Here is a 13729-nt window from a genome sequence, read left to right as displayed (position 1 = left end):
TATAGGAAAGCGATGGTAATATTCTGCAAGCCTAGCCGGATTTCGATCAGTTAGTCCTCGGCACACCCTGGGCCAGGTAACCGGTATCCACCCCGAACCAGAAGCTGCCGTCCTCGCCGTTGAAAACCATATGCCGTATATTGCCGCCACTGGGCACCCGGCTCTCGCTGACAAATTTTTCCGCCACCATATCAAAGGCGAGAATACGGTTCGGGATAGCGCCGGTATCGGCGATCCAGAGACGCCCCCTGTCGTCCAGGACCGTGCCGTAGGGGCGTGGCGACTCGCCGGGAATTTTCCACTCGGTAAATTTCTTGGTTTCAGGTATATAGCGGCCCAGGTAACCTTCCGCATAGTCCACATACCAGATATTGCCGCCACCATCGATCTCCAGCCGGCGCGGGCGGGCATCGGCGCGGGGGAGCACTATCTCGGTCAGTGCCATGGTCGCCGGATCCACCCAGGCCAGCCTGTTGGTGCCGAACAGTGCTATCCAGGGCCTGCCTTTGCCATCCATCTTGATGCCATATGGGCGCGCCCGGGGAGTCTGCGGCGCCACCACCCGCACTTCGCCGCTGGTGACATCCAGCAGGCCGACGCGATTGCTGCTCTGGGCGGTAAACCAGATATTGCCGTCGCCGCCGAATACCATGGTGTGGGGGTCCTCGACCCCTTCCGGCATCGCAAAGCGCCTTATCTCACCGTTTTCCGGATTCAGGCGGCCGATATGGGCGTTGCGGTTGCCGGCATACCAGACCTGGTTTTCATCGTCGACGATCAGGTTGTGCGGATGGGAGTTATCCGGTACGGAGAATTGCTTGAAGATGCCGCTGACCGGTGCAAAGCGGCCGATATAGTTGCCGGCCTGGCCGCAAAACCAGACATAGCCCTCGCCGTCCACAAAGGGATCCCGCGGGCGCCCGGCCCAGGGCACCTTCCACTCGTTCAGTGCCAGCTTGTCCGGCAGGGATGTATCCTGCGCCGCGATATCGGCGCAGAACAACAGAAGAGAAATGAAGGCGAGAATGGAAGGGAGGGAGAGACGGTACCGCCGGGAAGAGGCGCACATGGCTGACTCCAGTCGTCGATGTCTGTTTACTCCGGTTCAGTATTGGCCATATATCGAATCAGTGCGGCGAATTCGGCCTCATCGCAGTCAAAGCAGAGGCCGCGCGGCGGCATCGCCCGATAGCCGTTGATCGCGCTGGCGACCAGCGCATCCATGCCCTTGGCCAGCCGCGGCGCCCAGGCATTGGCATCGCCGGTGCGGGGTGCGCCGGCGACGCCGCTGCCGTGGCAACTGTGGCAGCTGCGCAGGTAAGTTTCCCGGACCGCTGCCTGGCTCAATTCCTGTGCTTTGGGCTCGGCGGCAACGGCGGCGCTGCCCGGCGTCCCGTCGCGCGAACAGCCTGCCAGCGCGGTCACCGTCGCGAGTGTCGCCAGTAGAAAAAACTTTGCTGTCGATTTCACTGCTTTTTATTTCTGACTGCATAGCGGGCAGTCATTATCGCCCTGCAATTGCAGCGGCCGCAACTCCAGGGTCTCCGCCTCGAACAGCTGCAGCCGCGCCAGGCTGGCCAGCGGCAGGCCGAGCAGAAACTTGAGCGCCTCCAGGGCCTGCATGCTGCCGATCACCCCCAGCGCCGGACCTATGACACCGGCGGTGGAGCAGTTCTGTATCTCCTCTTGCTGCCGCGGCGGAAACAGGCAGGCGTAACAGGGGGAGCTGCTGGTGAAAAAATCGAAGCTGATCAGCTGCCCGGAAAAGCCACGCACCGAGGCCATGATCACCGGCCGCCCCGCGTCGCGGCAGACGCGATTGATCGTGTGGCGAATCTCCAGATTGTCGGTGCAGTCGAGCACCAGATCCATTTCCGGCACCCTGTCCCGCAGCCAGGCCTCATCCGCCATGCGGGGGTGGGCGTGTATGCGGATTTCCGGATTGGCTGCGGCCAGTTGCTGCGCCGCCACCTGGGCCTTGGGTTTGTCGCGGTGATTGGTCTTGTAGAGAATCTGCCGCTGCAGGTTGGAGATATCGACCTGGTCGCCGTCCACCAGGTGCAGCTCGCCCAGGCCCGCCGCGGCCAGGTAGAGGGCCACCGGGCTGCCGAGGCCACCCAGGCCGACAATCATCACCTTCGCATTGGACAACTTCTGCTGCCCGACCTCGCCCACCTGGGGCAGCATTATCTGGCGGCTGTAGCGCTGCAGTTCTTTTCGGCTCAACATAATTCAGGGTACCTATAAATTGCGAACGTAGGGTGCGCCGTGCGCACCCTACGGCAGGAGCCAAGGTAGCGATTTTTAGAGATTCCCTTCAGTGCTCGATGATAGCCCGAAGCTGTTGCGTGGCGCTCCTGTAGTCCCCCGCTTTGGTCACTGCGCTGACCACCGCGATGCTGCCCACACCGGTCGCCGCCACCGCCGGCGCCCGCTCCAGGTTGATGCCGCCGATGGCCACCAGCGGGTAATCCGGCAGCAGCGCCACCATGCGCGCGAGTTTTTCCGTGCCCTGCAATTGGTCGCTCATATCCTTGGTGTCCGTGGCGAATATCGCTCCTATGGCCAGGTAGCTGGGGCGATAGCGATAGGCGAGCAGCAGTTCATAGAAGCCATGGGTGCTGATACCCAGCTTCAGGCCGGCCTGTTTGATCGCGGCCAGATCCGCGCCCTGCAGATCCTCCTGCCCCAGGTGCACGCCGTAGGCGCCGCAGTCTATCGCCAGCTGCCAGTAGTCGTTGATAAACAGGCGCAAGTTGTATTTTTCACCGACGGCCACCGCACGCGCCACCTGCCCGCGAAGGTCATCGCCGGGATCCTTGATCCGCAGTTGCAGCGTGCGCACGCCCTGCTCCGCCAGCTTCTGCAGCCACTCCACCGAATCCACCACCGGGTAGAGTCCCAGCGCCGAGGTATCGGGCGCGGCAAAACCCTGCACGAAAGCCCTGCCGTCCGCGCTTCGGGAGTAGCCGTAGGCCGCTGCCCGCTCTTCATTGGGCAGCAGTATCTCGGGGAAGTCCTGCAGTTCGGTCGGCCAGCCGCAGTGTCCCACGGGCCCGGCGCCGGAACCGATGCCGCCGGTATTCCCCAGGCGCAGTCCGCGCTGCACAGTGGCCTTGGCCACCACGCAGGCATCCCGCAGCGGATAGCCCAGCGCCAGGCAGGCGGCGATGGCGGAAGACAGTGTACAGCCGGTGCCGTGGTGGTGGTTACCGGTAATTTTTTTGCCGATAAACCAGTCGGCCCTGTCACCGTCCCACAGGAGATCGGCGATTTCCCTGGCGACCAGTTCGCCGTGGCCACCGGTTACCAGCACGGCGCCGCAGCCGCTAGCCCTCAGCTGCTGCGCGGCGCTCACTATCTGCCCGGCGTCTCCCACCGGGGCGCGGGCCAGCCACTCCAGTTCGTGCAGGTTGGGCGTAACCAGGTCGCACAAGGGAAAGAGTTTTTCCACAACAACTTCACCGGTGCTGCCCTCGGTCAGTATCGCGCCGCTGCTGGCCACGGCCACCGGATCGTAGACGATGGGCACCTTTTTGATCTGCAGCAGCGCGCAGAGAAACTCCGCCACGGCGGCGACCTGTTCGGCGTTGGCGAGCAGGCCTATCTTGATGGCCGCGGGGAAGAGGTCGCGCTGCAGCGCTGCCAGCTGAGAGATCAGTACATCCCGGCGCACCGCGTTGATGGCTACTACTTCCATCGTGTTCTGTGCAGTGTTTGCGGTGATCGCTGTGCAGCCATGGCAGCCGAGATCGGCAAAGGTCAGCAGGTCCGCCTGTATGCCGGCGCCGCCGCCGCAATCGCTGCCGGCGATGGACCAGACAATGGGTCTGTGAGTCGGGGAAACGTTTTGCATCACAACTCTTCAATCCTGTAACGCCTTGTCGGCCTGCTGCCAGAAGGGCATGTCCAGGGTGGGCGTGCTGGGACTCGCGGTCTGGCGCTTCACCATCAGGCCCGCCTCGTAGGCGCTGCGGCCGGCTTCGATGGCCAACCTGAAGGCCCGCGCCATCAGTACCGGATCCTGCGCCTTGGCGATGGCGGTATTCAGCAGCACGGCGTCGTAGCCCATCTCCATCGCCTCCGCCGCCTGGGAGGGCGCGCCTATGCCGGCGTCGATAATCAGCGGCACGTCCGGCAGGCGCTCGCGCAGCGTCTGCAGGTTATATTTGTTAAGCAATCCCTGGCCTGTGCCTATGGGCGCGCCCCAGGGCATCAGCACCTCACAGCCCAGATCGAGCAGCTTGCGGCACACCACCAGGTCGTCGGTACAGTAGGGCAAGACCTTGAAGCCGCGCGCCACCAGTTCCCGCGCCGCCTCGACCAGGCCGTAGGGATCCGGCTGCAGGTTGTAGTCGTCGCCGATGACCTCCAGCTTGAGCCAGTCGGTCTGGAAAATTTCCCGCGACATCTCCGCCAGCGCGATCACCTCCCGCGGCGTCTTGCAGCCGGCGGTATTCGGCAGCAGCTGGCAGCCGGAATCGCGGATATAGTCCCACAGCATTTTGCCCCGCTGCTGTTCCGGGTTCTGCCGGCGCAGCGAGAGTGTGATGATTTCCGCTGCCGAGGCCTGCACCGATTCGCGCATGATCGCCGGCGAGGGATAGAGGGCGGTGCCCACCAGCAGGCGGCTGGTAAAAGTCTTGCCGTATAAATTCAGTTGATCAGTCATGCTCAGCCGCCCTGCTATCCGCCTACTACCGGCGCCACCACATCCAGGGTATCGCCGCCCTTGATTTCCGTGCGCCGATAGTCCGCGCGCGGGACAAAATCGCCGTTCACGGCCACCGCAAAGGTGTCGCCGCTATATCCCAGCTGTTGCAGGAGGCTGCTGAGGTCAGTGGGGCTCTCGATAACCCGCCCTTCCCCGTTGACAAAAATCTGCATCAAGCTACCTGTAAAACCTGTTCTGTGACCAATTTTTCCACTTTCTCTGCCAGCGCCGGCGCCAGCAGATAACCGTGGCGGTAGAGCCCGTTGACCCGCACCAGCCCCGGCTCGCTGTGTATATGGGGCATATTGTCCATCGTGGCCGGCCGGCAGTTGACCCGCGTCTCCACGATACGTGCCTCGGCAAAGGCCGGGTGCAGTGAATAGAGCGCGGAGGACAATTCCATCGTGGAGCGCACCGAGATGGGGGACATATCCTCGCTCTCGATCTCCGTTGCCCCGATTACCGTGCGGCCGTCGCTGCGCGGAACCGCGTAGAGTTGGTAGCGCGGGTGCAGCAGGCGCACCGGGCGCTGCAGTTCCACCTCGCGGGTCTCCACCACCAGCACTTCCCCGCGCACACCACGCAGGCCATCGACCTGCGCCCTGGCGCCCAGGCCGCGGCAGTCGATCACACAGTCGAACTGCGCGCTGCCTTCCTGACTTTCGACCCGGTAGCCATCGCACTCCACCGGCGTCCGTTCTTTCAAGCCGACACCCTGCTGGCGCAATACGCTGAGCAGTACCGGCAATAGGCGGCGGTTGTTGATATCGCCCTCGCCGCGCAGGTAGAGGCCCCGCTCGAAACTCTCCAGGGCCGGTTCCAGTTGCTGCAAACCGGCAGCATCGAGCGACTGCACGTGGTCGGCAATATCGCCATCCAGCTTGCCGGCCAGTTCGCGCTGGAATTGCAGCAGCTCACTCCTGTCCCGCCCGTGCGCCACCAGCAGGCTGCCGGCGCTGCGGAATTCCACCGGGCGCTCGCTCAGGGCCTCGAGCCTTTCCACCCAGTCGGCCCAGAGCGCCAGGCTGCGAGTGCCCAGCTCGTAGATGTCCCGCTGGCTGTGCACCAGTTCCGACAGCGGCGAGATCATGCCGGCGGCGGTCCAGCAGGCACCGCTGGGCGTCGACAGGTCGCCCGCCTCGAACAGGGTGATGTCCAGCCCCTGCAGCGACAGCCGCCAGGCCAGCAGGCGACCCATCAGGCCGCCACCGGCGATGGCGATTCGGGGTAAATTGCTATTTGTCACAACACTTTTCCAGCGGTTTTTCTGTGTGGTGCCGTAGGGTGCGCCGTGCGCACCAAAAGGCCTGAAACCCGCACCAGCCCGGGCCGGTGCTACGAACGACGGTAGAAAGCCCAATGCATTCCGTATGTGGCGGTCAAGTATCAGCCCTTGTGATAAATCTCACTCCCCATATCCCTGAACTTGATCGCCATCTCCTCCATGCCCTTCTCCGCCTCCTGCTTGGCAGCCCCCAGCTGTTCTGAATAGGCCCTAACGTCCTGGGTGATCTTCATCGAACAGAACTTTGGACCACACATGGAGCAGAAATGCGCAACCTTGCCGGATTCCTTCGGCAGCGTCTCATCGTGGTAGGTGCGCGCGCGCTCCGGATCCAGGCCCAGGTTGAACTGGTCCTCCCAGCGAAACTCGAAGCGGGCCTTGGACAGGGCGTCGTCGCGCTGCTGCGCGCGGGGGTGGCCCTTGGCCAGGTCTGCCGCGTGAGCCGCGATCTTATAGGCCATCAGGCCCTCTTTTACATCCTCCTTGTTGGGTAGACCCAGGTGCTCTTTCGGAGTCACATAGCAGAGCATCGCACAGCCGTAAGTGCCGATCAGGGCCGCGCCGATACCGGAGGTGATATGGTCGTAGCCGGGCGCAATATCCGTGGTCAGCGGGCCGAGGGTATAGAAAGGCGCGCCGTGGCAGTGCTTCAGCTGCTCATCCATATTCTCCTTGATCTTGTGGATGGCCACGTGGCCGGGCCCCTCGATCATGGTCTGCACATCGTGCCGCCAGGCGATCTCGGTCAGCTCGCCGAGGGTGTGCAGCTCGCCGAACTGGGCCTCGTCGTTGGCGTCGGCAATGGAGCCGGGGCGCAGGCCGTCGCCGAGACTGAAGCTGACATCGTAGGCCTTCATGATCTCGCAGATTTCCTCGAAGTGGGTATAGAGGAAATTCTCCTTGTGGTGCGCCAGGCACCATTTGGCCATGATGGAACCGCCGCGGGAGACGATGCCGGTCACCCGCTTCGCGGTCAGCGGTACATAGCGCAGCAATACGCCGGCGTGGATGGTGAAATAGTCCACGCCCTGCTCCGCCTGCTCGATCAGCGTATCGCGGAACACCTCCCAGTTGAGATCCTCGGCGATGCCGTCGACCTTCTCCAGCGCCTGGTAAATCGGCACGGTGCCGATGGGCACCGGCGAGTTGCGCAGAATCCACTCGCGGGTCTCGTGGATATTGGCACCGGTGGACAGGTCCATCACCGTATCCGCACCCCACTTGGTGGACCAGACCAGCTTCTCCACCTCCTCCTCGATGGAGGAGGTCACCGCGGAATTGCCGATATTCGCATTGACCTTGCAGAGGAAATTGCGGCCGATGATCATCGGCTCCAGTTCCGGGTGGTTGATATTCGCCGGGATGATCGCGCGGCCCTCGGCCACCTCGCGGCGCACGAATTCAGGGGTGATCTCCTCCGGGATATAGATGCCGTCGCGGGCCTTCTGGTAGTGGGATTCCTTCAGCGCATCGGCGATCCGGGCGCGGCCCATGTTCTCGCGCACGGCGATGAATTCCATCTCCGGGGTGATGATGCCGCGGCGCGCATAGTGCATCTGCGACACATTTCGGCCCGTCTTCGCCCTGCGTGGCGAGGGCAGGTTTTCGAAGCGGATATGGTCGAGGCCCCGATCTGCCATGCGCTTCTGGCTGTAGGCGGCCTGGCGGGTATCGAGCACTTCGGTATCGTCGCGGGCCTCTATCCAGGCCTGGCGCAGCCTGGGCAGTCCCTCGTGCACATTGATCCTGTATTCCGGGTCCGAGTAGGGCCCGGAGGTGTCGTAGACCCGCAGTGGCGCATTGGGCTCCAGCAGCGGATTCTGTTCATCGCCACCGACGACGCTGTCGCCGAGGCAGATCTCCCGCACGCCCACGCGGATATCCGGCGTGCCGCCCTGCAGGTAGACCTTGCGGGAATTGGGGAAAGACTGCGCGGTGAGGTTATCCAGAAATTCCTTGGCGGAATCGCGGCTGGCGGCGCGGGAGGACTTTGCGGTGCGGCTGGGCTGCTCGGTGATCTCAGACATGCTTACCCCTGTGGCTTGCGGATGGTTGACGCCGCAGCGCCCAGGGGCAGACAGAGAAAAATCGCACATTTTTATAATGTATGCGACTTCAGACCTTGTTCCCTCCGCGGGGGTTACCCCGATCAGGTTCAACGGATCTCGCGACAGCGATCTCAGCCCACAGGCACTCCGACAAGTAGTGGTCGAGTATAGTAGAAGGCCGCTGGCTTGAACAGGAGCCCACTCACAAGGCCCCTTCCAATTCGCCCCTGTCCCCGCCCGTTTTGCCACTCCCCCGGATTTAAATTCGCGCCAGCGCCTGTTGCATAGCGCGACAGAAGTAAAACCCAGGTCAAAATCCAGAAAACTGACCAATCAGTCCGATTCGTTCACATAGGCCGCTACCAGCCGGGGGATTACACTGCAACGCGTTCACCGTAGTAACCCGAATTGCAATGACAAAAATAAACGGCTTCTTCAGAAGCCGGATGGGAGACAACAAAATGTGGAAGAAATACGGTGTAGTAACAGCAGTGGTCCTGAGCCTCATGTCCATTGGCCAGGCGTCGGCGGCGCCCGCCAAGGCCACCGCTGCCGGCGACAGCATCACCATGGGTTTCGGCGCGGACTGTACCCGCAATCGCTATTTTTGGGATCTGTTCTGCCTGCTGGGCGGAGACCAGCCGGAGCATTCCTGGTTTGACGGCTGGGATGATTCGGTAACCAGCGTGCACGACAAATACAAGGCGCTCGATCCCAATGTTGCCGCCAACAAGGATGCCGCCGAGTCCGGCTCCGAGATGCGCGGCGGTGACAACAACTTCTCGGTGCAGGCGGACCAGATACTGGCCCAAACCACAGTGCCCGACCATGTGGAGGTGGTACTCGGCGGCAACGATATCTGCAACCGCGACTGTGTCGATCCGGCCAACTGCGGCGATCCGCTATACAGCGAGAGCGAATGGCGTTCCGCGGTGCAGGCCGGACTGGACAAGCTGGTGGCGGGTCTGCCCAACGGCTCGACGGTACTCTTGGGCTCAGTGCCGCGGGTACAGGACCTGCGTGCTGCGGGCCTGGAGAAGCAGGCTTCTGATTCCGGAGTTGACTGCGAGAATATCTGGTCCAGCTACAGTATCTGCCGCATAGCCACCAACGGCGACACCATGAACGGCGAGGACTTCGCTACCCGCTATTCCGGTATCAATGCTGCGCAGCGGCGCTACAACGAAATCCTCGCCGAGGAAGCTGCCAGCTATAATGGCATCAACGGCGTGGAAGTGGTGGCCGACTACAACGGCGAGGAAAACCTGAACGCGGGCACCTTCCAGTTCGGCAAGGACGATATCGATGGAGGGGACTGTTTCCACCCCAGTATTCAGGGGCAGAATACAGTGGCCGATCTGTTGTGGAGCGGCAACCCGGATAAGTAACCAGCCAGACCACGGATACGGTGAACACTGGGCTTCGAATACCCGAAGCCCGGTTCAATCCGCATCATCCTGTTCGCTATTACCGGATTCCCCTTCCCTTTCCTCCTCGAAATAGCCCCGCTCCTCGACAACATACTGCAGCCGCTGCGGCAGGCCGTTGCGCATAAAGGCCACGTCCACCACCTGGCCACTGGTCAGGGCCTGCCAGAGGGTGTTCTGCCCGCTGTGCACCCAACTGTCGTTCACCCGCAGCAGCACATCATTCTCCTCAAACCCCAGCGCGGTAAAGAACTCGCTGTCCGCGATTCCTTCCAGGCGCAGCAGGTGGTGCCCCTCCACCTCCATCTCCGCCTCGACGAACTTCTTCTCCAGGGCAGCGCGATTCTGCAACTGTCGCTCCAGCCACTCCCGCCCCAGGGGCAAGACTCCAGATGGCTCGACCAGCTTGCGGCTGCCCTCTCCCAGCGGCTGCTCGATGCGGCGCAGGGTTTCCTCGTCTCTCTCCCTCGTCGCGGTCAGCGGAACCCTGGTGGCCTCCTCGCCCTTCAGCGGCAGCCTTTCTCTCTCCCCGCGATTGTCGAGCACGACAAAATTCTGGTGGATCTCGCGCAGCAGCACACCGGGCAAAATTTCGCCACCCCGGGGAAAACCCGTCGCCCGGCTTCCTTCCACCTCGATCAACGCGCTCGAGTTTTCCGCCTTATCTGACAGACTGACACCCACCAGAGCCAGGGGCAATTCCGTAACGGGCAGGTCCTTGCCCGGCTGTCGGCGCGTGGCCCAGGTGTGTCGCTGCCCTTTCGGGACACCCAGGTGGCGCAGTTCCTTCTCGACCCACATCGCATAGTGGTCGTATTCCCGGGGCCCCTTGATATAGAGCCCGTTGATAAATACCACCGGCACATTTCTCAAGCCCAGATCGGACGCAAACGCCGCGTCGGAACTGATTTCATTCCGGTAAGGCGCGGCCTGCATACAGCGTCTGAACGCACTCGGCTCCAGACCTGCCTGCACCGCCAATTGCCGGTAGATATCCTCGCTGAGCTTGCCGGTGTATGCGTAGAGCCCATCCTGGTAACTCCAGAGCGCCTCCTGTTCCCCTGCGCAGCGCGCCGCCATGGCCGCGGGAACACCCTCGCGGTGAAACTTCAGCGGCAGGTCGTATATTACTTGCTTGACCCACCCGACATATTCAGCCGCCAGTCGGCGCAGTGCGGGCTGGATGGCCTTGCAGTGCGGTGACTGGTAGGAGCAGAAAACGGCAATGGTAATCGGCGCCTCCGGGTTGCCCCGGGGAGTGCGCGTATTTTCCGGCAGGTCTATGCGCGGTGGTTGTGGCACCGGCAGGTAGATTTCAGCTTTGCCTTCGCCCTGGCGCACAAGCTCCGAGAGCTTGTTGAGGCGCAGTTCATACTCCGCCAGCGCCAGGTCGTGAAGCTCCAGTTTCAGCGACTCGTCCAGCTCGGCCGCGGTGATTTCGCGCTCGCCAACGCGAGCAACAACCTGGGCGGAACCGGCTCCGGGATTAGTAACTTCGCTGTTTTTTTCCGACTCTGAACAGGCGGAAAGGCAGAGGGCGATAAAAAAAAGCAGGATCCATCGCGGCGCGGTTCCGGGATTTCTCATGGCTTGGTGTTATTGTTATTGGCGACCAGGCCATGCTAGCAGCAAGGCGCAGGAGGGAAAACACTCCCGCGAATGCAGCCGGGATAAAAGCCTCAAATTGAGAAGTAGCTTTCAGGCACGGCGGGTAAATACACTCCGGTCAAAGCACCAGGGTTTTCCGGATACTCATTTCCCGTATCGCATAGCGCACCCCTTCGCGCCCGACGCCGCTCTCCTTCACCCCTCCGAAGGGAAAATGCTCGGCGCGGAACCCTGGGCCGTCGTTGACCGCCAGCAGGCCTACATCCAGTTGGTTGAACAACTGCTTGGCCAGTGCCAGGTTCCCGGTGAAGACGCCGGCCTGCAGGCCGAAAGGGGAACTGTTGACCAGTGCCACCAGCTCATCGAGGGTATCAAAGGGGCGCAGGGGTATCACCGGGCCGAAGGTCTCGTCAGCCACCAGTTCCGCGTCGTCCGCCACCTTGTCGAGGATAGTCGGCCAGATAATATTGCCTTCGCGCCTGTTGCCTGCGAGTACGCGGGCGCCGCCGACCACCGCCGCGTGGATGCGCTGCTCCACCTGATCCGCCGCCCCGCTGTGAATCAGCGGGCCGACGAAGGTGTCATCCTCGGCGGGATCGCCGACCTTCAGTTTCCCTGTCGCCACCACCAGCTTTTCGGCAAAAGCGTCGTAGATTTCCCGATGCACGAACAGGCGTTTGGCCGCGGTACAGCGCTGGCCGGCGGTGGCGAAACGCTGGTTGATCGCCGCCTTGACCGCCGCATCCAGGTCGCCGTCCGGCATCACGATCAGTGGATCGTTGCCACCCAGTTCGAACAACAGTTTCTTGTAGCCGGCCCGCGCGGCTATCGCATTGGCCGCTATCGTGCCGCCGGTGAAGTTGATCCCATGCACCTGCGCGTGTGCCACCGCATAGCCAGTTGCGTCAATGTCGGGGATCGACATCTGTAATACAGAGCGATCCATACCGGCGGCATAGCAAAGTTCTACCAGCAGCTCCGCAGAGCATTTGTTCTGGGGACCCGGCTTGAACAGTATCGTATTGCCGGCGGCGAAGGCGGGCCCTATCTTGTGCATCGCAATATTGATCGGGAAGTTGAACGGGGTAATGCACAGGACTGTGCCCAGCGGTTTCCACAGCACCACACCGATCTTTTCCCGCTGAGGCGGAAAGGCATCCGAGTCCAGGGCCTCACCGCTGATCCCGCGCGCTTCCATGGCACTGGCCAAAGCCGTGTTGTAGGCGCGGTCTATCTCCACCCGGCTGTCGCTGATGGTCTTGCCGGTCTCTTCGGTGATCAGGCCGGCCAGCGCCTCCTTGCGCTCCAGCAGTAGCTGCGCCAGGCGCAGCAGGATATTGGAGCGCTCGAATGCCGGCGTGGCCTGTTGCAGCTTCCTGCCGCCGACCAGCAAAGCCAGAGCCCTCTCGACATCCTCCCGACCGGCAAAATCGTACTCCTCGATCAGCGTACCGCTGTAGGGGTTCAGTATCTGGTAGTCCGCCATGTCGCACACCTTATCCCATTGTGACCAGCTGATAGACGATCCGCAGACCGGCAACCAGCAGGGCCGCTCGCATCAGCTTGAAAAACAATTCGCTGTTCAGCCTGTTCAACAGCGTCACACCGACTCGGGTGCCGATTACTGCGGCCAAGGTCAACAGCAGTATCAGCCCCAGATGATCGGAGAAGGCAAAGCCGAGATAGATAAACGCCGGAATCTTGAGCGCGTGGCACCACGCCTGCATCACCGACTTGTTGGCCACTACCTCTTTTGGGCTCAGGTCCCCGCGCACAAAGAAGGCGGCCAGCAGCGGGTCCACTGCCCCGGCCAGAATTCCCAGGGTGCCCGTGGCCAGGCCTACCCAGAAATAATTGTGCGGCGCCAGGCGGACCTCCGGCAGCCTTTTGGGTTTGAATACGGTATAGAAGATCAGCAGGGCCAGGAGCGCCAGCGGCAGTTGCTGCCAGCTAAGACTCGCGAGGCCCAACGTCATCGCCGCGGAACCCAGGGTACAGCCGATAAAGAAAGGAACGCACAGATCCCAGCGGATATGCCCGCGAACATACCAGATACGCGCGAGATTGTTCATCAGCTGCACGGCGCCGTGGATGGGAACCAGCATCCGCAGCGGAATGGCCGTGTTCAGGGCCGCGAACATCAATACACCGCCAGCCCCGCCGGTAACCGCGGAGATAAATGCACTGGCGACGCACACCGTCAGCAGCAACGCCAGTGTCAGATTGGGAATCTCCCCCAGCTCCGCCAATTTGAGCCTCGTTGTCGAGTTTCTTGATCGGGGCAGTCTATCTGGAGGCGGGAAGCAGACCCAGTATTCATGGGCCCTGGGTCGGTTAAATAAGGACAGTGTGTGTACCACTTGTAGGAGCGGCCCATGGCCGCGACCGGAGTTTAAATCTGGCGGGGTGGTATCGGCGGGCTTTGGGTATCCATGTGCCGCAGTTCCTTCGGGCAGCCTTCGGCTGTCCAAATCGGCAGTCCCGCCGATTTGTCACAAAGGTGTTCGGCACCAAGTCGTCGCCAGGCTTCTAAACAAAAAAAAAGGGCCACCCGTTTGGGTGGCCCTTTCTTTATTTAGAAGCCTGACGATGACCTACTCTCACATGGGGAGACCCCACACTACCATCGGCGATGTTGCGTTTCACT

Annotated in this window: 12 protein-coding genes and 1 riboswitch; of the genes, 1 reads left to right on the top strand and 11 read right to left on the bottom strand. The window is 62.0% G+C overall.

The genetic code is table 11. From position 1 onward, the window contains the following. Positions 1-46 precede the first annotated feature (46 nt). The 8 genes from AC6R19_RS18505 to thiC all read right to left on the bottom strand — a co-directional run bounded on the left by AC6R19_RS18505 (position 47) and on the right by thiC (position 8026). Positions 47-1069, bottom strand: coding sequence for a Vgb family protein (locus tag AC6R19_RS18505; RefSeq protein ID WP_500581336.1), 1023 nt, complete (start codon positions 1067-1069; stop codon positions 47-49). Between the two features lie 26 nt (positions 1070-1095). Continuing rightward, entirely contained in the window at positions 1096-1470 is a 375-nt protein-coding gene (locus AC6R19_RS18500) for a c-type cytochrome (protein WP_500581335.1), read from the bottom strand. 6 nt (positions 1471-1476) lie between these two features. Beyond that, a complete protein-coding gene (locus tag AC6R19_RS18495) occupies positions 1477-2229 on the bottom strand; it encodes a HesA/MoeB/ThiF family protein (protein WP_500581334.1) in 753 nt (250 codons plus the stop codon). Between the two features lie 88 nt (positions 2230-2317). Next, positions 2318-3856, bottom strand: coding sequence for a thiamine phosphate synthase (gene thiE / locus AC6R19_RS18490; RefSeq protein ID WP_500581333.1), 1539 nt, complete (start codon positions 3854-3856; stop codon positions 2318-2320). Positions 3857-3865: 9 nt separating this feature from the next. Beyond that, entirely contained in the window at positions 3866-4672 is an 807-nt protein-coding gene (locus AC6R19_RS18485; RefSeq protein WP_500581332.1) for a thiazole synthase, read from the bottom strand. A gap of 14 nt (positions 4673-4686) precedes the next feature. After that, positions 4687-4887, bottom strand: a complete 201-nt coding sequence (gene thiS / locus AC6R19_RS18480; RefSeq protein WP_500581331.1) for a sulfur carrier protein ThiS — start codon at positions 4885-4887, stop codon at positions 4687-4689. Next, positions 4887-5960, bottom strand: coding sequence for a glycine oxidase ThiO (gene thiO, locus AC6R19_RS18475; RefSeq protein ID WP_500581330.1), 1074 nt, complete (start codon positions 5958-5960; stop codon positions 4887-4889). The genes thiS and thiO overlap by 1 nt, the downstream gene beginning before the upstream one ends. A gap of 140 nt (positions 5961-6100) precedes the next feature. Beyond that, positions 6101-8026 carry a phosphomethylpyrimidine synthase ThiC gene (gene thiC, locus AC6R19_RS18470; RefSeq protein ID WP_500581329.1) on the bottom strand — a complete coding sequence of 642 codons (1926 nt, stop codon included), beginning with the start codon at positions 8024-8026 and terminating at the stop codon, positions 6101-6103. 82 nt (positions 8027-8108) lie between these two features. Beyond that, positions 8109-8207, bottom strand: a riboswitch (TPP riboswitch). A 301-nt stretch (positions 8208-8508) separates the two neighbouring features. Here thiC and AC6R19_RS18465 point away from each other — a divergent pair. Continuing rightward, positions 8509-9435, top strand: coding sequence for an SGNH/GDSL hydrolase family protein (locus AC6R19_RS18465; protein WP_500581328.1), 927 nt, complete (start codon positions 8509-8511; stop codon positions 9433-9435). 54 nt (positions 9436-9489) lie between these two features. Here AC6R19_RS18465 and AC6R19_RS18460 read toward each other — a convergent pair whose 3' ends face one another. The 3 genes from AC6R19_RS18460 to AC6R19_RS18450 form a co-directional block, all read right to left on the bottom strand. Further along, positions 9490-11061: a thioredoxin domain-containing protein gene (locus AC6R19_RS18460; protein ID WP_500581327.1), complete on the bottom strand. Its 1572-nt coding sequence runs from the start codon at positions 11059-11061 to the stop codon at positions 9490-9492. A gap of 139 nt (positions 11062-11200) precedes the next feature. After that, entirely contained in the window at positions 11201-12568 is a 1368-nt protein-coding gene (gene safD / locus AC6R19_RS18455; RefSeq protein WP_500581326.1) for a sulfoacetaldehyde dehydrogenase SafD, read from the bottom strand. A 10-nt stretch (positions 12569-12578) separates the two neighbouring features. Next, positions 12579-13331 (bottom strand): sulfite exporter TauE/SafE family protein, encoded by a 753-nt coding sequence (locus AC6R19_RS18450; RefSeq protein WP_500581325.1) that lies wholly within the window; start codon positions 13329-13331, stop codon positions 12579-12581. Between the last annotated feature and the right edge of the window lie 398 nt (positions 13332-13729).

Source organism: Microbulbifer sp. SE14 (assembly GCF_059834885.1).
Note: the sequence above shows the minus strand (reverse complement) of the source record. Positions and strands in the feature narration are given on the sequence as shown.